Source organism: Thalassospira lucentensis, assembly GCF_001613805.1.
GTDB lineage: Bacteria > Pseudomonadota > Alphaproteobacteria > Rhodospirillales > Thalassospiraceae > Thalassospira > Thalassospira lucentensis_A.
Map to the genome: position 1 here is coordinate 60945 of NZ_LPVY01000023.1, position 23362 is coordinate 84306.

19 protein-coding genes are annotated in these 23362 nt (G+C 57.3%); 4 read left to right on the forward strand and 15 right to left on the reverse strand.

Features of this window, described 5'->3' with window-relative positions; all coding sequences use genetic code 11:
- Positions 1-1208 precede the first annotated feature (1208 nt).
- The 8 genes from lpdA to AUP42_RS19130 all read right to left on the reverse strand — a co-directional run bounded on the left by lpdA (position 1209) and on the right by AUP42_RS19130 (position 13024).
- Positions 1209-2615, reverse strand: a complete 1407-nt coding sequence (lpdA, locus tag AUP42_RS19095) for a dihydrolipoyl dehydrogenase (protein WP_062953195.1) — start codon at positions 2613-2615, stop codon at positions 1209-1211.
- Positions 2616-2639: 24 nt separating this feature from the next.
- On the reverse strand, positions 2640-3917 hold the full coding sequence (odhB, locus tag AUP42_RS19100; protein WP_062953196.1) for a 2-oxoglutarate dehydrogenase complex dihydrolipoyllysine-residue succinyltransferase: 1278 nt from the start codon (positions 3915-3917) through the stop codon (positions 2640-2642).
- Between the two features lie 105 nt (positions 3918-4022).
- Positions 4023-6935, reverse strand: coding sequence for a 2-oxoglutarate dehydrogenase E1 component (locus AUP42_RS19105; protein WP_062953197.1), 2913 nt, complete (start codon positions 6933-6935; stop codon positions 4023-4025).
- A gap of 69 nt (positions 6936-7004) precedes the next feature.
- Positions 7005-7880: a succinate--CoA ligase subunit alpha gene (gene sucD / locus AUP42_RS19110; RefSeq protein WP_062953198.1), complete on the reverse strand. Its 876-nt coding sequence runs from the start codon at positions 7878-7880 to the stop codon at positions 7005-7007.
- A gap of 2 nt (positions 7881-7882) precedes the next feature.
- Positions 7883-9112, reverse strand: a complete 1230-nt coding sequence (gene sucC, locus AUP42_RS19115; protein WP_258547382.1) for an ADP-forming succinate--CoA ligase subunit beta — start codon at positions 9110-9112, stop codon at positions 7883-7885.
- Between the two features lie 137 nt (positions 9113-9249).
- Positions 9250-10200: a malate dehydrogenase gene (mdh, locus tag AUP42_RS19120; protein ID WP_007089203.1), complete on the reverse strand. Its 951-nt coding sequence runs from the start codon at positions 10198-10200 to the stop codon at positions 9250-9252.
- Between the two features lie 572 nt (positions 10201-10772).
- Positions 10773-11897 carry a cell division protein ZapE gene (gene zapE, locus AUP42_RS19125; protein ID WP_062953199.1) on the reverse strand — a complete coding sequence of 375 codons (1125 nt, stop codon included), beginning with the start codon at positions 11895-11897 and terminating at the stop codon, positions 10773-10775.
- 137 nt (positions 11898-12034) lie between these two features.
- On the reverse strand, positions 12035-13024 hold the full coding sequence (locus AUP42_RS19130) for a CorA family divalent cation transporter (protein WP_062953200.1): 990 nt from the start codon (positions 13022-13024) through the stop codon (positions 12035-12037).
- A gap of 223 nt (positions 13025-13247) precedes the next feature.
- Here AUP42_RS19130 and AUP42_RS19135 point away from each other — a divergent pair, with 223 nt between their 5' ends.
- Positions 13248-15782, forward strand: coding sequence for a mechanosensitive ion channel domain-containing protein (locus AUP42_RS19135; RefSeq protein WP_062953201.1), 2535 nt, complete (start codon positions 13248-13250; stop codon positions 15780-15782).
- 18 nt (positions 15783-15800) lie between these two features.
- On the opposite strand, the gene AUP42_RS19140 is transcribed toward AUP42_RS19135, so the two are convergent.
- The 3 genes from AUP42_RS19140 to nadA form a co-directional block, all read right to left on the reverse strand.
- Positions 15801-16208 (reverse strand): NUDIX hydrolase, encoded by a 408-nt coding sequence (locus AUP42_RS19140; protein ID WP_062953202.1) that lies wholly within the window; start codon positions 16206-16208, stop codon positions 15801-15803.
- A 15-nt stretch (positions 16209-16223) separates the two neighbouring features.
- Positions 16224-17063, reverse strand: a complete 840-nt coding sequence (gene nadC / locus AUP42_RS19145) for a carboxylating nicotinate-nucleotide diphosphorylase (RefSeq protein ID WP_062953203.1) — start codon at positions 17061-17063, stop codon at positions 16224-16226.
- A 78-nt stretch (positions 17064-17141) separates the two neighbouring features.
- Complete coding sequence (gene nadA, locus AUP42_RS19150) at positions 17142-18164, reverse strand: quinolinate synthase NadA (RefSeq protein WP_097051352.1); 1023 nt, start codon at positions 18162-18164, stop codon at positions 17142-17144.
- 242 nt (positions 18165-18406) lie between these two features.
- Here nadA and AUP42_RS19155 point away from each other — a divergent pair, with 242 nt between their 5' ends.
- The 3 genes from AUP42_RS19155 (at position 18407) to AUP42_RS19165 (ending at position 20271) form a co-directional block, all read left to right on the forward strand.
- Positions 18407-19246, forward strand: coding sequence for a c-type cytochrome (locus AUP42_RS19155; RefSeq protein WP_062953204.1), 840 nt, complete (start codon positions 18407-18409; stop codon positions 19244-19246).
- A 122-nt stretch (positions 19247-19368) separates the two neighbouring features.
- The gene (locus tag AUP42_RS19160; protein WP_062953205.1) at positions 19369-19593 is read left to right on the forward strand and encodes a hypothetical protein; all 225 of its coding nucleotides are present in this window, start codon (positions 19369-19371) and stop codon (positions 19591-19593) included.
- A gap of 351 nt (positions 19594-19944) precedes the next feature.
- On the forward strand, positions 19945-20271 hold the full coding sequence (locus tag AUP42_RS19165) for a hypothetical protein (protein ID WP_062953206.1): 327 nt from the start codon (positions 19945-19947) through the stop codon (positions 20269-20271).
- A gap of 48 nt (positions 20272-20319) precedes the next feature.
- Here AUP42_RS19165 and AUP42_RS19170 read toward each other — a convergent pair whose 3' ends face one another.
- From AUP42_RS19170 to AUP42_RS19185, 4 genes are all read right to left on the reverse strand, one after another.
- Positions 20320-21717, reverse strand: coding sequence for a glutamine synthetase family protein (locus AUP42_RS19170; protein ID WP_062953207.1), 1398 nt, complete (start codon positions 21715-21717; stop codon positions 20320-20322).
- A 34-nt stretch (positions 21718-21751) separates the two neighbouring features.
- Positions 21752-22243: a class I SAM-dependent methyltransferase gene (locus tag AUP42_RS19175; protein WP_062953208.1), complete on the reverse strand. Its 492-nt coding sequence runs from the start codon at positions 22241-22243 to the stop codon at positions 21752-21754.
- A 100-nt stretch (positions 22244-22343) separates the two neighbouring features.
- A complete protein-coding gene (locus AUP42_RS19180; RefSeq protein ID WP_062953209.1) occupies positions 22344-22949 on the reverse strand; it encodes a glutathione S-transferase N-terminal domain-containing protein in 606 nt (201 codons plus the stop codon).
- A gap of 108 nt (positions 22950-23057) precedes the next feature.
- Complete coding sequence (locus AUP42_RS19185; protein ID WP_062953210.1) at positions 23058-23351, reverse strand: YrhK family protein; 294 nt, start codon at positions 23349-23351, stop codon at positions 23058-23060.
- Positions 23352-23362: the final 11 nt, after the last annotated feature.

Below are 23362 nucleotides of genomic sequence, written 5' to 3' on the forward strand. Positions count from 1 at the left end.
TTATTGAGAATAAACGAGAATTTTTACCAGAACCGGCGGGCGAAAATTTTTGCAAAATGTTCTTGATTTGTTCTTTTGTTTGTGGCATAAAGATAAAGTCAACAGGACAAATGGGTCCGGAGACATAACCCGCCAAGCGTGATGCGCTTTGGCGGTTTTTTGCATTTCCGGGGTCAGATTGTTTGTCAAAAGCAGGGGATGAAGTGATGAAAAAGCGACGATGTTGAGTGGTTGAATAGCAGGTGGATTCCGCCAGGCGCGGAAGATCCGTGTGGGGAAAGTCAATACGGCAGGAGTGCGTCCGGGCTTTGAAACGGCCCGGAAACGGACGGCGTAAAGTTTGACGAAGTGGAAAGGCAGAACGGGAGAGGTGCGCCTGCCGGGAAGGGCGCGGGAAGATTTGCGGGGCCGGATGCGGATCGAGTGGTCAGCAGCGGAGCAGGGGTGGTTGGGGCTGCGATGTCATCACGCCAGTGCCGGGATCGGAGCGTGGGTCAACACGGGACCGTTCCGTTCTGGCCGTACCATCTGGCGAGAGTGGCAGCAAGAACGGTCGGCGGAGCCTCGTCGCTATCGGTGGGCACGCAGCAATCGCACAGCCCGGTCGGGGGCAGTGAGGCCAGCGGCACCAGTGGGCATCGTCCGGCGTAGAACTTGGCTTGGATTTTCGCTTGGATCTTGGGGGCGTATTGCGTCTTGGAGGGGAGGTCGGCGTCGGTTCGGTGTTGGGCTGGGGCGTCACCGTTGGCGGGGCCGAGTTTCAATCCGGGCTTTGGTCCGGTGTCCGGGGCAGGAGCCTGTCCGATGTCATCGTTGGGTCTGTTTTGCATGCAGGAGGCAGCGGGCAGTGGCTGAGCACGGCAGGGCCGAATGGGGCAGCGACGAAACGAGGCATGGTAGACCCGAGGCGGGGCAAGGCCAGGACCGGCTGGGTCAGTCGGTCAGAGGAGCGCAAGCCAAACCAGGGCGAGAGGCTGTTGGGCGGGGCAGCAGAACCCATTTTTCGTCACACCCGCGAAGGCGGGTGTCCATGTTTCGGCGGGTTGGGTGTTCCGGGATCGGATAGGGGCGCGTCTCCCGGTGGTCGGTGCTGCCGGCGGCTGTCTGGATTCCCGCCTTCGCGGGAATGACGGTGGGGAGTAAACCGCACAAAAAACGGCCGCCCCTAGGGAGCGGCCGTTTGAATGATCGGGTTGCCCCGGATCTTATTACATGTGGATCGCGCGTTTGTCGGCGTCCAGGGCGGCTTCCTTGACGGATTCGCCAAGGGCCGGGTGGGCGTGGCAGGTGCGCGCGATGTCTTCGGCAGAGGCGCCGTATTCCATCGCAAGGACCACTTCGGCAATCAGATCGCCCGCAGCCGGGCCGACAATATGCGCGCCGACGACACGGTGCGTTTTATTGTCTTCGATGATCTTCACAAAGCCCTCGGTGCTTTCCATTGCCTTGGCGCGACCGTTGGCGGTGAAGGGGAATTTGCCGACTTTGTAGTCTGCGCCTTCTTCCTTCAGCTGTTCTTCGGTCTTGCCGACAGCGGCAACTTCCGGCCAGGTGTAAACAACACCCGGGACCTTGCCGTAATCGACATGGCCTTCTTCGCCTGCGAGCATTTCAGCAAGGGCGACACCGTCTTCCTCGGCCTTGTGGGCGAGCATCGGACCGGCAATCGCATCGCCAATCGCAAAGATGCCCTGCACGTTGGTCTGGAAGTGTTCGTCGGTTTTAACGCGACCGCGTTCGTCAAGTTCGACGCCTGCCTTGTCAAGGCCAAGGCCGGTGACAAACGGACGGCGACCAATGGCGACCAGAACGACGTCAGCCTTGATTTCCTCGGCATCGCCGCCCTTGGACGGTTCAACCGTGAGGGTCACGCCAGACTTGCCCGATTTCGCACCGGTGACCTTGTGGCCCAGTTTGAATTCGAGGCCCTGTTTGGCGAAGATGCGCTGGGTCTGTTTGACCAGTTCGCCATCCATGCCCGGCAGGATGCGGTCGAGATATTCGATCACGGTGACTTCGGAACCAAGCCGACGCCAGACCGAACCGAGTTCGAGACCGATCACGCCTGCGCCAATGACGACCATCTTTTTCGGCACTTTCGGAAGAACCAGTGCGCCGGTCGAGGAGACGATGTTTTTTTCGTCAATTTCGACACCCGGCAGCGGGGTGACTTCCGAACCCGTGGCGATCACGATGTTCTTGGCAGTGATGGTTTCTTCGCCGCCATCCAGAAGGGCAACCTTGACCGTGGTCGGCGAGGTGATTTCGCCGGCACCCTTGACGTAGGTGACCTTGTTCTTCTTGAACAGGAATTCAATGCCCTTGACGTTGCTGTCAACGACCTTGTCCTTGCGGGCCATCATCTTTTCGAGATTGACCTTCGGCTTGGAGACTTCGATGCCGTGGGTATCGAAATGCTCGGTCGCCTCTTCGAAGAGGTGGGACGAATGAAGCAGGGCCTTGGACGGGATGCAGCCTACATTGAGGCAGGTACCGCCAAGGGTGCCGCGTTTTTCAACGCAGGCAACCTTGAGACCAAGCTGTGCGGCGCGGATGGCGCAAACGTAACCGCCAGGACCGCCACCGATCACGACAACGTCGTAGTTCTCACTCATGAGTTCTTTGATCCTTTTGTCTGATCAGATGTCGAGCAGGATGCGTTCCGGGTTCTCGATGCATTCCTTGACGCGTACCAGGAAGGAAACGGCTTCGCGGCCGTCAATGATACGGTGGTCATAGGACAGCGCCAGATACATCATCGGACGGATTTCGACTTTGCCGTCGATCGCGACCGGGCGCATCTGGGTTTTGTGCATGCCGAGGATACCGGACTGCGGCGCATTCAGGATCGGGGAGGACAGAAGGGAGCCAAACACGCCACCATTCGAAATGGTGAACGAGCCGCCGGTCATTTCATCCATGCCCAGTTTGCCGTCACGTGCACGTTTGCCGAAATCGACAATGGTGCTTTCGAGGTCGGCAAAGGTTTTCTTTTCCGCCGAACGGATGACCGGAACAACCAGACCCTGCGGGGTACCAACGGCAACGCCGATATCGCAGTAGTTCTTGTAGATGAAGCTGTTGCCATCAATCTCGGCATTGACCGCCGGCCATTCATTAAGCGCCGTGGTGCAGGCCTTGATGAAGAAGGACATGAAGCCGAGCTTCACGCCGTGTTTCTTTTCAAAGCCGTCCTTGTACTGATTACGGCAAGCCAGAAGGTTGGTCATGTCCACTTCGTTATAAGTGGTCAGCATGGCCGCGGTGTTCTGGGCTTCTTTCAGGCGGCGCGCGATGGTCTGGCGCAGCTTGGACATCTTGACGCGTTCTTCGCCTTCGCGCAGTTCGCGTTCCGGCTTCGGAGCAGCAGGTGCTGCCGGTGCAGCAGCCGCCGCGCGCGGAGCCGATCCGCCACCTTCGAGGAAGTTCAGAACGTCGCCCTTGGTCAGGCGGCCGTCTTTGCCGGTTGCCGGAATTTTCGACGGATCGAGATTTTTGTCTTCGACCAGTTTGCGAACGGCAGGCGGCAGCGGATGATCGGTATTGGCCGAGGTCGAAGCCGCCGGTGCGCTTGCTGCCGGGGCAGCAGCCGGTTTGGCTTCTTCTTTTTTCGGCTCTTCTTTCTTTGGCTCTTCCTTGGCTTCGGCTTTTTCTTCCTTGGCCGGAGCAGCGCCTTCGGCACCTTCCTTGATCATGGCGATCAGGGCGCCGACTTCGACTTCGTCACCTTCGCCGGCAACCAGTTCGACAATCGCACCAGCGACCGGTGCGTTGACTTCGACGGTGACCTTGTCGGTTTCAAGTTCGACAATCGGTTCATCGGCTGCAACCGCATCACCGACTTTTTTGTACCATTTCGCAATTGTTGCTTCGGTAACAGACTCGCCCAGCGTGGGAACTTTAACTTCAGTCGCCATTTTTTCCTCGACCGTTTTTTCTATCAGACAGTTTGGGCCTGCCCGAATACGAATGAATTCTGAATGTGCGGGTCGGACGGGCGGTTTCCCGCCCGTCCGGTAAAGTTATTTTACGCTCAGCGCGGCATCGACCAGTTCGGCCTGTTCGCGCAGGTGAGCCTTGAGCAAGCCCGTTGCCGGGGACGCGGCAGCCTTGCGACCGACATAGATCGGGCGACCGGCCTTGTGTTTGATCTCGGACAGCACGCCTTCGATACGACGATCGACGAAGTACCACGAACCCATGTTTTCGGGTTCTTCCTGACACCAGACCACGTCGGCATTCGGATATTTGGCAAGTTCTTCTGCCAGTTCCTTGGCCGGCCACGGATAGAGCTGTTCGACGCGCACCAGGGCAACATTGTCGATCCCGCGGTTTTCACGTTCTGCCAGCAGATCATAATAGACCTTGCCCGCAGACAGGACGACGCGTTTGACCTTTTTGGCATCGGTCAGTTTGGCGGTTTCGCTGATCACCGACTTGAAGGTGGTACCCGGTCCGAATTCGGACAGGCTGGATACCGCCTGCTTGTGGCGCAGAAGCGATTTCGGCGTCATCAGAACCAGCGGCTTGCGGAACGAGCGGCGGATCTGGCGGCGCAGGATGTGGTAATAGTTTGCAGGGGTCGTGACGTTGGCCACCTGCATGTTGTTTTCACCACAAAGCTGCAGATACCGTTCCAGACGGGCGGAACTGTGTTCCGGACCCTGACCTTCGTAACCGTGCGGCAGCAGCATCACCAGACCGGACATGCGCAGCCATTTGGCTTCGCCGGAGCTGATGAACTGGTCGATGATGACCTGTGCACCGTTGGCAAAATCACCGAACTGGGCTTCCCACAGAACCAGCGAATGCGGTTCGGCAAGGGTGATGCCGTATTCGAAGCCCAGAACACCGGCTTCGGACAGGGGCGAGTTGAGGACTTCAAGCTCGGCCTGGCCGGTACGGATGTTGTTGAGCGGAGTGTATTTTGCCTCGGTGGTCTGATCGACCAGTTTTGCGTGACGCTGCGAGAAGGTGCCGCGCTGGCAATCCTGACCGGACAGACGCACCGGAGTGCCTTCGCACATCAGGGTGCCGAATGCGAGGGCTTCGCCGGTTGCCCAGTCAATGCCTTCGCCGGTTTCGAACATCTTGGCCTTGGCCTTGAGCTGGCGCAGGATTTTCTTGTTGATGTCATAGTCGCTGGGCGGGGTCGAAAGAGCCCGGCCAACTTCCTGCAACAAGTCATCATCCACACCGGTCTGACCGGTCCAGTCCGCATCTTCGCCGTGCGAGGATGCAAGGCCTGACCATTTGCCTTCGAGCCAGTCTGCCTTGTTCGGGCGGTAGGCTTCGGACGCCTTGAATTCGTCGTCAAGGTAGCTCTGGAATTTCTGATCCAGTTCCTTGACGCGTTCTTCGGTCAGAAGACCTTCCTTGACCAGTTTCTGCGCATAGATGTCCTTGGTGGTCGGGTGTTTGCCGATCACGTCATACATCTTTGGCTGGGTGAAGGCCGGTTCGTCGCTTTCATTGTGACCAAAGCGGCGATAGCAGAACATGTCGATCACGACGTCCTGTTTGAATTCCTGACGGAATTCGGTCGCGATGCGTGCGGCGTGAACCACGGCTTCGGGGTCGTCACCATTGACATGGATGATCGGCGCCTGAACGACCTTGGCAATATCCGAGCAGTAAGGCGAGGAACGGCTATCGGACGGTTTGGTGGTGAAACCGATCTGGTTGTTGACGACAAAGTGGATCGTACCGCCGGTACGATAGCCTTTGAGGTGCGACAGATCGAAGGTTTCAGCAACAAGACCCTGACCGGCAAAGGCCGCATCCCCGTGAAGGAGGATACCCATGACCTGTTCGCGGTTGGTGTCCTTGCGCTGTGCCTGTTTGGCGCGGACCTTACCCAGAACGACGGTGTTTACCGCTTCGAGGTGGGACGGGTTCGCGGTCAGCGACAGGTGAACAACGTTGCCGTCAAATTCGCGGTCAGCGGATGTTCCAAGGTGATATTTAACGTCACCCGAGCCCATCACGTCGTCCGGCTTGGACGGGTTGCCCATGAATTCCGAGAAGATCGCCTGGAACGGTTTGTTCAGGACGTTCGCCAGAACGTTCAGACGGCCACGGTGCGGCATGCCGAACACGACCTCGCGGATGCCAAGCTGGCTGCCGCGTTTGAGGATCTGTTCGAGAGCCGGCATCAGGGCTTCGCCACCATCAATACCGAAACGCTTGGTGCCGACATATTTGGTGTGCAGGTAGTTTTCGAAACCTTCGGCTTCGACCAGGCGCTCAAGGATGGCTTCCTTGCCGCGTGCAGTGAACTGCGTCTGGTTGCCGATGCTTTCGATACGCTGCTGAATCCATGATTTCTGTTCAGGTTCCTGAATATGCATGAATTCGATACCGATCGAGCCGCAATAGGTTTTGCGGGCCAGCGATACGATCTGACGAATGGTAGCAGTTTCAAGGCCAAGAACGTTGGCGATATGGATCGGGCGATCCATGTCGGCCTCGGTGAAGCCATAGGTTTTCGGATCAAGTTCCGGATGCGGATCGCGCGGGGCAAGGCCCAGCGGATCAAGGTTCGCTTCGAGATGGCCACGCACGCGATAGGAGCGGATCAGCATCAGGGCGCGAATGGAATCATGTGCCGCGGCACGGATGGCGTCGGAGCTGACCGGCGCACCCTGTGGTGCCGCATGAGCCGCCGGTGCGTAACCGCCATTGGCGGGACGTTCGGCGTGACCCTGGGAGACGTCGTAACCTTCCATACCGCCAACAACCTTGGTTTCCCGCGGCTGCCAGCTGGGTCCCTGCATTTCGGCAAGGAGATCGGAAGCGTCGTCCTGCAACCCGTCAAAAAACTCAGCCCAGCTCTGATCAACCGCAGACGGGTTGTTCTGATACCGGGCATAAAGTTCAGCGATATAAGTTGCGTTCGACTCGTTCAGAATCGTGTCGATATCTTGAGGTTTCATTTGTGGTCTTGGAAGGCATGGTCCCGAAAGAGACCACGCCTCCCCCTGCCTTTCCTCTGACTACCCTGATTACCCTTTCAAAGCCTTGAGCATGGTCGAGCCAAGGCTTGCCGGGGAATCGGCAACAAGAATACCAGCGCTGCGCATTGCTTCCATTTTCGCATCCGCAGTGCCCTTACCGCCGGAGATGATCGCACCGGCATGGCCCATGCGTTTACCCGGAGGCGCGGTTACACCAGCAATAAAGCCGGCAACCGGTTTTTTGACTTTGGAAGCCTGCAGGAATTCACATGCTTCTTCTTCGGCAGAACCACCGATCTCACCGATCATGATGATGCCTTCGGTTTCCGGATCCTTCAGGAACAGGTCGAGGCAATCGATGAAGTTGGTGCCGTTGACCGGGTCACCACCAATACCGATACAGGTCGACTGACCCAGCCCTGCGGCGGTGGTCTGTGCGACTGCTTCGTAGGTCAGCGTACCGGAACGGGAAACGATGCCGATCTTGCCGCGACGGTGAATGTGGCCCGGCATGATGCCGATCTTGCATTCGTCAGGCGTGATGACGCCCGGGCAGTTCGGACCGATCAGACGGGTGTTCGAACCCGAAAGGGCGCGCTTGACGCGAACCATGTCGGCAACCGGAATGCCTTCGGTGATGCAGACAGCCAGTTCGACCTTGGCGTCGATGGCTTCAAGGATCGCATCAGCCGCGAAGGGCGGCGGAACATAGATCACCGATGCATTGGCACCGGTCACATGGACCGCTTCGTCAACGGTGTTGAAGACCGGCAGGTCAAGGTGCTTGGTGCCGCCTTTACCCGGGGTTACGCCGCCAACCATTTTGGTGCCATAGGCAATTGCCTGTTCGCTGTGGAAGGTACCCTGCGAACCGGTGAAACCCTGGCAGATAACTTTGGTGTTTTTATCGACGAGAACAGCCATAGTTACGCGGCCTCCTTCACAGCTTTGACCACCTTTTCGGCGGCATCGGCAAGGTTGTCGGCCGAAACAATCGGCAGACCCGATTCTTCGAGGATTTTCTTGCCAAGTTCGACATTGGTGCCTTCGAGGCGAACGACCAGCGGAACGTTCAGGCTGACTTCGCGGGCTGCTGCCACAACGCCGTCTGCGATCACGTCACAACGCATGATGCCGCCAAAGATGTTGACCAGGATGCCTTCGACATTCGGGTCAGACAGGATCAGTTTGAACGCGGTCGTAACGCGTTCCTTGGTGGCCCCGCCGCCAACGTCGAGGAAGTTTGCCGGTGCGCCGCCATAAAGCTTGATGATGTCCATGGTTGCCATGGCAAGGCCTGCGCCGTTGACCATGCAGCCGATGGTGCCATCGAGCTTGATGTAGTTGAGGCTGTGTTTTGCAGCTTCGAGTTCGGCCGGGTTTTCTTCGTCTTCGTCACGCAGTTCTTCGATGTCCGGATGACGGAACAGCGCGTTGTCGTCGAAGTTCATTTTGCAATCGAGCGCGATGATGTCGCCATCACCGGTGACGACCAGCGGGTTGATTTCAACCATCGCCGCATCGGTTTCGAGGAAGCAGTTATACATGGCGGTCATGAATTTGACGGCCTTGGAAACCTGTTTGCCTTCGAGACCCAGCGCGAATGCCAGTTTGCGACCATGGAAGCCCGAGAAGCCGGCAGCCGGATCAATGTCAACGGTGACGATCTTTTCCGGGGTTGCTTCGGCAACTTCTTCGATGTCCATGCCGCCTTCGGTGGAGGCCATGAAGATCACGCGCGAAGTGGCACGGTCAACAAGCAGCGAAAGATAGAGTTCGCGTGCGATGTCGCAGCCTTCTTCGATATAGACGCGTTTGACTTCCTTGCCATCCGGGCCGGTCTGGTGGGTGACCAGAGTGGCGCCGAGCATCTGACCGGCATTGGTGCCGACTTCCTCGACGCTTTTGACGACGCGAACGCCGCCTTTATCGCCAGCGGTTGCTTCCTTGAAGGTGCCTTTGCCGCGGCCGCCTGCATGGATCTGGGATTTCACCACGTAAACCGGACCAGCCAAGGACTGGGCAGCTTCGGTGGCTTCCTGAGCGGTGTAGGCAACCTTGCCGTTCGGCACGGTCACACCGTATTTGCGAAGAATTTCTTTCGCCTGGTACTCATGAATATTCATGTTCGGTCGCTTTCTTGCCTTCCGTACGATTTCCTGTGGGTCAGAAATCGTGGTTTCAATGTCCCTGTCAAAAAGGGGACGTTGTTGCGAGGCCCGCGTTCATTGAAGTTATAATAACGACAATGAATGAAAAACGGGCCGGTCACTGACCAGCCCGCTTCGCGATCTTAGAGCATGCCCTTGGCAGCTTCGACGAGGCCGCGAACAGCGTTCACGGAATTGTCGAAGTTTGCCTTTTCGGACTCGTCGAGATTAATCTCGACGATGCGTTCAACACCGCCTGCGCCCAGAACAACCGGGACGCCGACATAAAGGCCGTCAACGCCGTATTCGCCGCTAAGGTAAGCGGCAACCGGCATGACGCGTTTCTGGTCTTTCAGGTAGCTTTCCGCCATCGCGATTGCCGAAGCAGCCGGGGCGTAGAAAGCGGAACCGGTTTTCAGAAGAGCGACGATTTCTGCGCCACCGTCACGGGTGCGCTGAACGATCTGGTCGATCTTTTCCTGGGTGGTCCAGCCCATTTTGATCAGGTCGGGAACCGGGATGCCGGCAACGGTCGAATAACGGATCGACGGGACCATGGTATCGCCGTGACCGCCAAGAACGAAGGCGGTGACATCCTTGACCGATACATTGAATTCTTCGGCGAGGAAGTAACGGAAGCGGGCAGAGTCCAGAACGCCAGCCATGCCGACAACTTTCTTCGGATCGAAGCCGGTTGCCTGCTGCATCACCCAGACCATCGCATCAAGCGGGTTGGTGATGACGATGACGAATGCGTCCGGGGCATGTTCCTTGATGCCCTGACCAACCTGGGTCATGACCTTGGTATTGATGCCGATGAGGTCATCACGGCTCATACCCGGTTTGCGGGCCACACCGGCAGTCACGATAACGACATCAGCGCCTGCGATGTCCTTATAGTCACTGGTGCCCTTGAGGTCGGCATCAAACATGTCGACGGGGGAGGATTCAGCAATGTCGAGAGACTTGCCCTGTGGCATGCCATCAACGATGTCGAAAAGGACGACGTCGCCAAGCTCTTTCAGGCCGACCAGGTGGGCCAGAGTACCACCAATATTGCCGGCACCGACGAGCGCGATCTTGTTGCGGGCCATTCCGTTACCTTCTTCCCTATTGCGCTTCCGAGGCGTCGAAACTCAACTTGGGAGCGCGATTGAAAATTTAAACCTGCGAACGCGAAAGAATCGTTCGTAAACACCGAGTGTCGTAAACTGATTCGGCCGCTTTTACAAGGGGAAACGCCGCTGTTTTCACGAGGAAAACCGCCGGTTCCCGGTTTGTTGCAACTATTGTCTAAACGCTTAAAAACCGATCATGTTGCAGATGCGAATAAATGCAAATCGGCAGCAAAACCAAAGCCTGTTTGCGCCTTGGCGCTGCCTAAAGGAAAGGCACAACACGCTTTTGCCGCGAATTGATGCGCATGATCTTATCTTCTGGCGTCCAGCCTTGCAGGAAACGGCCATCTGCCATGCGGCAGGCGGGGCATGGGGAAAAGCCCGTTGAAGCAGATTCTGCATTTTCGCAAACCCAATTGCACGCCAGACGCAAGAATCGGCATGCCAACCATCACCTGATGGTGATTTTTTGTGCCGAAATTAAACCTGTGTGGGTGGAGTCGTTTTTGAGGCGTTCAAATTCGCCCGAAGCGTGCCCCGTTCGGGTGTTACGTCAGATGCGGCATGTCGAGATATTCCTGGCTGCGCATTTCGGTCAGGCGCGACACGGTGCGCTGGAATTCAAATGAATAATCGCCGTCGGTATAGATTTCCGACGGATCGCATTCAATCGCACAGATCAGCTTGGTTTTATGTTCATACATCGCATCGACCAGGGTTCCGAACCGTTTGGCCCAGTCGCGGCGCGAGTCCGGCAGTTTCGGGATCAGGTCGATGACGATGGTGTGGAAATGGGTGGCAATCGCGATGTAATCGCCCGGTCCGAGCGGCTTGGTGCAAAGTTCATCAAAGGTGAAGCGCGCCACACCGGCCCCGGCGGCGGAAATTTCGATCTTGCGGCCCTTGTTGGTCAGGCTGTCGGGGGCGACGCGTGCGCCTTCGGTGACGGTTGCGAACATCTCGTCAATTTTCGCCTTCGCATCCGGTCCCGCCGGGAACAGGAAGACATCGGCGGCCGTCAGATTGCGCATGCGGTAATCGGTCGGGCTTGCCAGTTCGAGCACATCAAGTTTCTGTTTGATCATGTCGATGAAGGGCAGGAAGTTCTGGCGTTGCAGGCCGTCCTTGTAAAGATCATCGGGCATGCGGTTGGATGTCGTGACAATCACCACGCCATGATCGAAAAGCTGTTCGAACAGGCGGCCCAAAATCATCGCATCGGTGATGTCGGTGACCTGCATTTCATCAAAACACAGAAGCCACGCGTCCTTGGCCAGATCCCTGGCAATCGGGGGGATCGGGTCAGCGTCGTCCTTTGATTTGGTTTTGCGGAAACGGTGCATGCGGTCATGCACATCCTGCATGAAATCGTGGAAATGCACCCGGCGTTTGCGATCCACCGCGACGGTTTCGTAAAACAGATCCATCAGCATGGATTTGCCGCGCCCGACTTCGCCGTAAATATAGAGGCCCTGCGGCGGTTCGGGTTCTTCGCGGCGACGCGTCAGGCCAAACCGTTCGCGCCAGCCGCCCGACCCGGTATGCGGTTCGTAATGGTTCAGCGCCTTGAACAGGCTTTGCAGTTTTTCCGCACAGAGTTCCTGCATCGGATCATGGGACAGTTCGCCCGCTGTGATTTTCGCGCGGTAACGTGAAAGCGGGCCGTCGGTCATCAAGGATCTCGTCATGCAGTGGAGGTGAATAAGGGCGGATGGTCAAAGTCATAGCGCCAAGCCGCTTTGCAATGCAACAAGGCTGTGTCGCATGGCTTGATTGCATCATGTGCAAAAGACCGGGTGGCTCAGAGGGTTCAGACCAGACGCATCTTTTTGAACAGCCAGATTTCAAAGACGACGATGACGGCGAGAATGATGGAAACGCCGATAAAGCCAAACGGGTTTTCAGCCGCCGGAACCCCGCCGACATTGATGCCCAGAAGCCCGGTCACGAAACTGATCGGCAGGAACAGACCGGCAATCACCGTCAGCCAGTACATGGTGCGGTTCATGCGTTCGGTTTCCAGCGCCATCATGTTTTCGTTCACGATCTGGATGCGTTCGCGAAGGGAATCAAATTCTTCGACCAGACGGATGGTTTTATCGGTCAGCGTTCGCGCACGCCGTTTATAGCGTTTATCAAGCCATGCGGTTTTCTGTTCGACATATTGCCCCAGAGCATCGCGTTGCGGCGACAGATGACGGCGCAGGCGCGAAAGCTGATTACGGACATCCGAACAGCGGCGGCGCAAAGACAGGGTTTTGTTTTCCGGGGTGTCTTCCTGATCGTCTTCGATGGTGTCGACGTTTTCTTCAAGCCCGCGCACGACATTATCGACCCGGAAAACCAGCCGTTCGGCAACGGTCAGGACAAAATCATCGGGATTGCGGGGGGCGTTGTCTTGCGCGATCGCGCTTCGGATATCGTCAAACGCCTTTAGCGACTGATTGCGCAGCGTAATCACCATATTGCCCGATACCCAGAAGCGCACCGAAATCATGTCGGCGGGATCATTTTCGGCATTCAGGTTTACCCCGCGCAAATTCATCGAATAGCCATGATCGTAAAAGAAGACGGATGGCCGGGTGCCGCGAGTGGACAGGCCGTCGGCGATGGTGGGATCGAGCCCGACAATATCGATCAGCCAGCGCCGGACACCTTCCGCCATCCAGTCGAGATGCACCCATAGAAACTGGTTTTCGCCTGTCTGGGGAAGGGATTTGACGATGTCCTGCCATTCAAGGGAAGTTCCCTTGCCGTCACTATCGAGGATGAAAGCATTGATCAGGGCGGATGAGGACATCGGGCGGGCTCCGTCTGGTGCGCTACTTTGCGGGCCGGAAAGGCCGGGACAGGCATGGTACCGGTTCGGGAACGAAACGGTACGTGATTCGTTATCGCGGACAGTGTAACCTGTTTGCAAATCAGGAAAAACGGGTTTCGGTCACCGGCCCGACAGGGATCAGCATGGAATATCTATCATGACGACAGTTCGTCCTATTTTGTTTTGGATTATGGCGACAATAATGTCGGCCTTCCTGATCGGCGGCAGCGCGAATGCGCAGGATGTCCCGCAGGAAAAAACCCAGAAAATCGAACTGGAAAAAAGCCAGAAACTGATATCGGGCTGGAACGACCGTCTGGACGAAGTCGATACGGCGCTGAATTCCGACGAGATTACCGGGCGGCTGTTGAATGAAAGCCGGTCGACGGTTGAAGAAGTGACCGAGGGGGCCGCGACCCTGCAATCGAGTGCGGCGGACCGCTTGAACCGGTTGAATACCGCCCTTGGCAAACTGGGCGAAGCCCCGGCCGAGGGCAAAACCGAAGCCCCCGCCGTTGCCGAGGAACGCGAACGGTTGAACAAGGATATTGCCGAGATCAGCGGCGTGATCAAACAGGGTGAACTGGTTGATTTCCGTGCGACCGAAATTTCCGACCGTCTGGCGCAGATTTCACGCGAGAGATTTACCCGCCGCATTCTGGGCCGGGTTGATGTGCCGTGGGACGCGGAAAGCTGGGGGCAGGTGTGGTCTGGTGCCATCGAACTGCCTGACATGGTGCGCAGCCGGTATGCCGACCTTGATCTTGAAGGGCCGATTGGCGACCAGTTGAGCGAAATTGCGCCGGGTCTTGTGTTGCTGACCTTTGTGGTGATGGCGGCCCTGATTGGGGGCGAGGTTGTTGTCCTGCGCTGGTTGCCGGAACGATGGCGCAATGCGCCCAAGGAAGACCGGGTGTCGCTGATATCGGGGACGCGGTTCGTGTTTACCGCACTGGTGCCCGGGGTGGCGTTGCTGGTGGCCTATCAGATGGTGGACCGGCAGCCGGACCTTCTGGTCGGCAGTATGGGCGATTTTGTCTATCAGTGTTTTGCAGCCCTTTTGTTCCTGCTGTTTGTCGGGGCGGCGATCCGCAGCATCTATTCCCCGTTTTCACCGGGCATGCGGCGCGCCGGAACGACGGAAACCGGATCGCGGGTTATCGGGATACTGTCGTTATTTGCGGCGGTGATTTACGCATCCGATCTGGTGTTGCTGCAAGGCGCCACCACGCTTGGCACGTCGCTTGAAATCGCGCTGGTGCAGAGTGTTTCCAACGTTTTCCTGATTTCGATCATCCTGTTTGTCAGTTCGCTTGGCGTGTTCTGGGAACATGGCGGGCCGGACCGGCATGAATTATGGGCCAAGGTTGAACGACGTCTGCGCCGCGGATTGCGGAGCATTTCGATCCTGCTGCCGGTGCTTAGTGTTCTGGGGTATGTCGCACTGGCGCGCTTTATCCTTGAAAACCTGATGATGGCGATGGCGTTCGTTACCAGTTACTGGCTGCTGCGTGGCTATGCGCGCGCGCTTGTTCATACCTATCTGGTAAGGCCGTCGTCCCCTGATGATGACGGGACCAGCGATGCGGTGCATGGCACGCTTTATTTCTGGTTACGCGTGACGATTGATGTCGTGATGTTCACGATTGCCGTGCCTTTGGCGGTTCTGATCTTTACCGATATCGCGTGGGCGGACCTGCTTGATGCCGCCGAAAAGGCATTTATCGGCATACAGGTGGGCGGGATCAATTTCTCGCTCCGCGCCATTCTGATCGCGATCCTGCTGTTCCTTGCGGTTCTGGGCGTGATGCGGTTTTTCCAGCGGATGCTCAACACAAGGGTTCTGCCCAATACCAAGCTTGATCAAGGCTTGCAGCATTCGGTTTCGGCGATTTTCGGTTATGTCGGGATCTGCCTTGCGGTGTTGCTGGCGATTTCGGCGGCGGGTATGGATTTGTCCAACCTTGCGATCATTGCCGGTGCGATTTCGGTCGGTATCGGTTTTGGCATGCAAAGTATCGTCAGCAACTTTGTGTCGGGCCTGATCCTTCTGATCGAACGGCCGATCAAGGTGGGCGACTGGATCGTGGTCGGGGCCGATCAGGGGCTGGTCAAGGATATCCGGGTGCGCGCGACCGAGATCGAAACCTTTGACCGGTCATCGGTGGTGATCCCGAACTCCGAACTGATTTCGAACCGGGTGATGAACTGGACGCTTAAGGACCGCAGCGGACGCGGGATTATCCGGATCGGGGTTTCGTATGGATCGGATGCCAACAAGGTGCGGGAAATCCTGCTTGAGATCGCGGACAAGCGCCGCGAGATTCTCAGCTATCCGGCACCGCAGGTGGTGTTTATCGATTTCGGGGCCAGCTCGCTTGATTTCGAATTGCGCTATTTCCTGCGCGATATCGGTGATGTTCTGGCGGTGGGCAGCGCGGTACGGTTCGAAATTCTTGAACGGTTCCGGGCCGAGGGTGTTGAAATCCCGTTCCCGCAGCAGGATGTGCATTTCCGCGATATCGAGAAACTGGCGGCCGCCATCCGCGATGCCGGGCATGGCAACCCCAAACCGGTGATCGAGGCGAAGGATGACATCCCTGATGCGAGTGAAGGCGATGGGACCGACCCGGCTGCACCGCCATCCGTTGCCAAGGATGAAAACCGCGACAAGGATGCGGCTGCGCGCAGCATCCCCGATGCCGGGGATGACCCGGACGCGGATGGGCCACGATAAGCGGGTAATCGGGCGATATTAAATATCGAAAAGGGCGGCCGTGATCTTTTGGCCCATCGGGGCCATCAGGTGACGGTCGCGCTGTGACAGCCAGCGCATTTCGGCGATTTCGCGTGACGGGGTCAGGGTGCCGGTAAAGCGGGCGGCGAAGCATTGCATGCGGACAATGACCCCAGATGGCTGGTTATGGCCGCGACCGGCATAAAGCCCAAGCGGACGAATGGATTTTTCGATCAGCATCACGCCGAGTTCTTCGCGGATTTCACGGATCAGGGCTTCGATGGCGGTTTCGTCCGCATCGATCTTGCCACCGGGCAGGTAAAAACGGTCCCGCCCGTGGCTTCTTACCGACAGGACTTTGCCGCCATCGCGGAAAATCCAGTTGGCAGTTTCGACAAGTTTGGGGGCAGGTCTGATAGCGTTCATCGTGATCCGCCCCGGTCAGAGAATGGCAACATCCAGCCCGATATCGACTGCCGGGGCCGATTGGGTGATGCGCCCGACCGAAACATAATCCACACCCGTGGCGGCAATCGCCCCGATGGTCTGAAGGTTCACGCCACCCGATGCCTCTGTCTTGCAGCGACCCGCGACAATCGCGACGGCCTGACGCAGCATATCGGGGCCCATGTTATCGAGCAGGATGATATCGGCACCGGCATCGGTGGCTTCCCTGACCTGATCGAGCGTGTCGCATTCAACTTCGATTTTCGGCAGGTTGGCCGCGCGTGCGGATTTCACGCATTCGGTGATCGAGCCGACAACGCCGATATGGTTGTCCTTGATCATCACCCCGTCATAAAGACCCATGCGGTGGTTCTGAGCGCCGCCCATGCGGGTGGCGTATTTTTCCATCTTGCGCCAGCCCGGAAGGGTTTTGCGGGTATCAAGCAATTTAGCCGTCGTATCGCCCATCGCCGTGACATAGGTGCGCGTGGTGGTGGCGATTCCCGACAGATGTTGCAGGGTATTAAGGGCGGTGCGTTCCGCAGTCAGGATGCCGCGCGCATTGCCTTCGACCACGGCAAGCACGTCCTTGGCGGCAATCGCATCGCCGTCCTCGCAATGTTTGGTGATTTTGGCATCGGGGACCAGTTTGCGGAAACATTCAAGCGCAATGTCCAGACCGGCGACCACGATATCCTCGCGCGTTTCAAGCGCGACGCGCAGGCGCGCATCGGCGGGGATGACATTATCCGATGTGATATCGCCGGTGCCGATATCCTCGGCAAAGGCGCGGTCGATGAAGTCCGAAATTTCAGCCGGGGTCAGGACGGTCATGGTGGGGCCGCATTCTTTGTGGGATGGGGATGGAAAACAGCCCCGCAAGTTGCTGCGGGGCTGCTGATCGGGTGGGCGTTAGGCCGCGTGATCCTTTTTAAGCGGAATGCCTTTTGACATTTCCAGCATCCGTTCAAGCGGTTTGACGGCGGCAACACGCAAATCTTCGGGCATGATGATCTGCGGGCCGTTATTGACCAGACACAGATAGAGTTTTTCCAGCGTGTTCAGTTCCATGAACGGGCAATTGTTGCACGCACACGACCCATCGGCGCCGGGCACGGGAATGAATTCCTTGTGCGGGGCGGCTTTTTCCATCTGATGGATGATGTGGGGTTCGGTCGCGATCAGGTATTTCTGATCCGGGCCGTTGATCACATATTCCAGAATGGCGCGGGTCGATCCGATGTGATCGGCATGTTTCAGAATGCCGTCATGGCATTCCGGGTGTGCCGCGATTTTCGCATCCGGATTCTGGGTTTTCAGGCGGATCAGTTCGCGTTCGGAAAACTGTTCATGCACGATGCATGAGCCGTTCCACAGCGTCATGTCACGGCCGGTTTTCTTCGCCAGATAGCTGCCAAGATGGCGGTCCGGTGCCCACAGGATCGGTTTATCGAGCGGGATCTGATCGATGATTTCGGCAGCGTTCGACGAGGTCACGATGATATCGGATGCGGCCTTAACCTCGGCCGAGCAGTTGATATAGGTGACCGATACGTGATCGGGATGCTGTTCGCGGAATTTGCGGAACGGTTCGGGCTGGCACGAATCTTCGAGCGAGCAGCCGGCCTTTGAGTCGGGCAGCAGGACGGTTTTGTTCGGGCTGAGGATTTTGGCGACCTCGGCCATAAAGCGGACACCGCAGAACACGATGACATCGGCATCGGTTTCGGCGGCCTTGCGCGACAGATCAAGGCTGTCACCGACAAAGTCGGCCAGGTCCTGAATTTCGCCGTCCTGATAATAATGGGCCAGAATGATCGCGTTTTTCTCTTTCTTCAGGCGGGCAATTTCCGCCTCAAGATCAAGGGTGGGATCAATCTGCATCTCGGACATTGCGCCGGGCTTCGCCTCGGCGATGGTGGCAATCTGGTTCATGGCGTCGTCTCATCTCGCCTGTTGCAAGCCGGAGATAAGCAGCGGGTCCCGGCATTGCAAGTTAATGACAGTTTGAAACCTGAATATCGCCATTGGGCCGGTATGGCAAGGAATTGGGCGGCGATGAAGGGCAGCCATGCGTTCGCGAGGGCATTTGTGAATACGCGATCATCAGTTTGCGGCGGTTATGCTATTCTTGTTGCGGGACAATTTGCCACAGATCGCCAGAGAGGGGACCGGGCATGAAATCGTATCGGGGATATGGGGTTTGGCTGCTGTTGTGTGTTTTGCTGCCATTTGCGGGCAAGGCCGCCAGTGCCGCGGAATTGCAGGTGACGACGCCCACGGGCGCGGTTTCGGTTTATCAGACCGATGAATTGTTAAGTCACCCGGCGGCACGCGAGATTACGGTTGCCGATGATGCGGCCTATGGGCGCGATATGACCTATCGCGCGGTGCCGGTTGCGTCCCTGATCGGGGATGCGGGCGCGGTTGACGACGAGACGGGGCTTGAGGTCATCGCCCTTGACGGGTTTGTCGCCAATATTCCCCTGCCGCTTGTGTTGCTTGATGGCGATGAAACGGCACAGGCGTGGATCGCCATTGAGCCCGAAGATGCGCCCTGGCCGAACCTGCCGGGCAAGGAGGTTTCGGCCGGGCCGTTTTCGCTGGTGTGGGTTGATGCGGCGGTATCGCATATCCGGTCGGAACAGTGGCCCTATCAGGTGGCGAAAATCGGTTATGCCGCCTTTCCGGCAGCACGGTGGCCGCAGTTGGCACTTGGTGACGATGCAGCGCAAGATGCCAAGCGTGGGCAGGCGGTTTTCATTGATCAGTGTTTTGCCTGCCACCGGATGAACGGGGCGGGGATTACCGAACTGGGGCCGGATCTTAACCTGCCGATGAGTCCGGTGGATTATTTCAAGCCCGATGCACTTGTGATGCTGATCCGTGATCCGGCATCGGTGCGCCATTGGCCCGATATGCAGATGCATGGATTTACGACTGATCAGCTTTCGGATGCGGAAATCCGTGATGTGATCGCCTATTTGCAGGCGATGGCGGGCAGGAAGGCCGAATAGGGTTCAGGCGCGCCAAACCAGCCGGGACGGATGGTACATATCAGCGTTGCAGAACGCGAAGTGTGCATTTGCGCAGGATGCGGCCATAACCCACTGATCTGATGCACTAGGAAGTCTTTGATATGGATTGGGTTCCGTTCGTTTTTGGTACGATCAAGGTTGTCGCGTTGGGCACGGGCATGTTCTTTGCCATCAAGTGGCATTACGATCAGGGCAAGAAGATCGGCATGCGGGCTGTCCTTCGCGCCAGCGCCAAGATGGTCGCGATCTTTGTGCTGGCGGTTGTTATCCTTGGGGCGGTGACCTTCGGGCTTGGCAGTATGCTTGGTCTGGATCTGAGCTACTGATCATCGCCGGGCTAAAGAGCCGGATAAATAAATCGCAAAATAAAATCGGATTGCCACGCGCCGGATCATTTTCGGTGCGATGGTTTTCTGTATCTATTCAAGGCGATATAAAAATAAAAAATATGTTCGTTGTATAAAATCAAAAAATATTCATATGATCAGACTTGGATATTTATTTCCAAATTTCATGGTCATTTCAATTTTTGTTTGAAATCAAACGTGGCAATGCGGGTTCGATCAGGAATTCGCAAGCGTCGCGCGTGAGGAAAACAAAAGCTGAAAAGCTGGCCACGGGAATGATCCCGTTGATTTTCCCGGATCAACGCGCCCTTGCGCGGTAGGAGCACTTTTTTGACAAACCGTACCACATCGAAAATCCTGAATTTTGCGCGGCCGTTCAGTCTGCGCGGGCTTGCGGAAGTTCTGCCAGCCGGGGCCTATAAGGTGATTACCGAAGAGATGCTTCCGGAAAACGTGACCTATCCGACCTATCAGTGGGTTTCGACCAAGATGCATCTGCATGCCAATGCGGACCGTGGGGGCGACATCCGCATGATGAATGTCGATCCCCGCGATCTTGAAGTCGCCCATCTGCGCGATCAGAAAATGATGGATTCCCGCCCGCGGGTGGCGTTTTCAGCGCACAAATCCAACAACCGCGCCAAACGCGTCTTCTGATTCTGGTCCCCGGTCAGGAAAGCCTGACCGGCACACCGGCCCCATCAATCAGACCGAAAACCCGTAATATTCCCATTCGGCCGCACTGACCTTGAGCGCCATATGTTCGTATTCTGCCTGCTTTATGCGGGTGAAGGCGGTGTGGAAGCGGGGGCCGAGCGTGCGTTTGTTGAAATCGGACGCACCGAAGCGGTCAATGGCGTTCAGCCAGTGGCGCGGGAGATCGTTCGGGGCTTTGTCATGGCCGATTTCATCGGTGCTTGGCTTGCCGGGATCGATTTTGTTTTCGATGCCGTCAAGGGCCGCACCCAGCGTCACGGCGGCGACGAGATAGGGATTGGCATCAACGCCCGCGATACGGTGTTCGAAATGCCGTGTCTTGCCCGGTGTGCCCGGCACACGAAGCGCCACGGTGCGGTTTTCAACACCCCAATCATCGGATGCGGGGGAATACATGGCCGATGCAAAGCGGCGCCATGAATTCATGAAGGGGGCGAGGATCAGCATGGTTTCGCCGATGGTGCCGCGAATGCCGCCGATGGCGTTGAGCATAAGGGGGCTCAAGCTCCCGTCCGGCTGATCGGCAAACAGGTTATTGCCGTTTTCATCCGCCAGCGACAGATGCAGATGCATGCCAGAACCGGCTTCGGTGCCGAAGGGTTTGGGCATGAAGACGGCTTCCATCCCGAAACGGCGGGCCGCGGTGCGGATCAGGCGTTTGGCGATGATGACATCATCAGCCGCGCGCATCAGATCGCGATAGCGGATCGTCATTTCATACTGGCCCGGACCATATTCGGAAATCAGGGTTTCAAGCGTCAGATCAAGGTGCTTGGCGCCCTCGTACACCGCATCAAAAAGCGGCGACATTTCATCGATTTCATCGACCGACATGGTGTTGCGAAGCGATGACCGGCGTTTGGTCATCGCATAGGATGCCGGATGATAAAGCCCGCCCGCGTCGGCATTGCGGTCCACCAGATAGAATTCCAGTTCGAACGCACCCATCGGCGCAAAGCCAAGGGAATTGGCGCGGTTGACCTGAGTGAGGAACACATTGCGCGGATCGACATCGTGCGGGGTTGCGTCTTCGTTATACATGCTGATCAGAAGCTGGCCCCGGCCCGTGTGGGGCAGATAGCCGAGCGTTCCGGGTACTGGCCAGCAACGGCCATCGCCGCCGCCGCCCGTTTGCACCAGCCCGCAATCATCAACATCCTCGCCCGTGACGTCCTGCCCGAAGATCGAGGTCGGCAATCCGCGCCCGGATTTATAGATGCCTTCAAGCTCGTGACGGCGGATCATCTTGCCGCGTCCGATGCCATGAAAATCGGTCAGGATGATGTCGATGGCCTCGACATCGGGGTATTTGGCAAGGAATGCCTCGGCCTCGGAAAGGGTTGAACCACTGGGGGACGCGGCGGCCGGGGTGGGTGCATTGGACACGGACGGGATTCCTGATGAGGGGCGGTTTCTGGTTTTAGCCCTGATAACGGCGGAAGAAATAGCGATCCTGCGGGACGCCTTCGGGAAGCGGTTCGGCGATGGTGCCGGGCACGTCGATTTTCTGATCGGAGGCGACAATCGCGCCCTTGATCAGGGACGGCGGCAGGGTCTTGCCGATGAAGGAGGCGATTTTGGCATTGAGTTCCTCGTCCCCGGTGCCGACATCGGAATGAACCAGTGCGACCTTGCCGGCGAAGCGTTCAACCGCCATTGGCAGGGTTTCGAAAATGTCGCCCAGAAACAGGTGATCATCATCGGGGATGCATTTCGGGTGGGCGGCGATCTGACGGTCAAAGACGAAGATTTCGCGATCCGGCATGATTTCACGCAAGTGATCGAAGGTGCGGCCATTGCCAAGCCCGATTTCAAGAACAATACCGTCATGGTCCTTGATCATTTCGGCGGCGGCATTCAGGCAGTCGCGCTGGGCCTGCAGGCGGCGGATGACGCTGTTAAGGCGGGACATTTATTCGTGTTCTCCGGGCGGTGAATATGAAATCGCGATGTAATCCGAAAGCGGCCCGGTGCAAGGATGTTAACCTGCACCGGGGGCTTTGAGCGGGGTATCAGCCCTTGAAAATTGTGGCGTCAAAAGCCGGGACGCGCGCACGGAAGGCATCAAGCCATGTGACGAGGGCGCCGTAAGTTTCGCGCCATCTGCCATCAAAACGCAGATCAAGATAGCCCAGTGCACAGGCAATCGCGACATGGCCGATGGTCAGATCACCGGCAAGTGACGGCGGGTTGGCGTCAAGCTGATCCATGGCGCGTTTGACCTTGTCCGACTGATAGGAAAGCCAGTCGGATGAACGTTTTTCTTCGGGGCGCATGCGGTGTTCGTAAACTTGCAGGATCGAGGCATCGATGATGCCATCGCCAAGCGCCTGAAGGGTGAGGGCTTCCCACCGGGCGTCGCTTTCGGTCGGGTGCAGGGTGATGCCATCGACCTGTGCGTCAAGATATTCGCAGATCACGCGGCTATCGAAAATCTTGCGGTCATCATCAAGGATCAGGATCGGGATTTTACCCAGCGGGTTCTGTTTGCGCAGGGTGTCTTCCGGATCGTTGGTATTGGACATTTCGACGGTGAGCTGATCGTAAATGCCAAGAATTTTGGCGACGATTTTGACCTTGCGGCCAAAGGGTGACGGGTCGCTGGAGCGCAGGATCATGGGGTTCCTCCGATGAATTTCAACAAGTTGCCCGCAGTGTAAGGGGGAAATGCCGTTTCGAAGAACCCCAAATTTCGCGATTGTGGAAATCCTGCCGGGAAAGAGAGATCAGCCCCGGCGGTAATCAGGGGAATTGCCGGGCTCCATGACGGCCTCGCCCAGCCGGGCAAGATGCAGTTCACGGGCAAGCCGGATGGTAGGCCGCAGGGCAAAACACACCGACCCGATGATGAAAAGCCAGGTTCCGGCTTTCATCAGGTCGTCATAGAGGAACATGATGCTGCCGATGGTGAACAGCACCGCAGCCAGCCAGTCGACCGAGGTATAGGCGATTTCATAGGCGCTATAGACCTGGCGGTGGCGTGAGGATGCGTCAAAGCGGCGGCTTCGGAAAAGCTTCATGGCGGACTCCC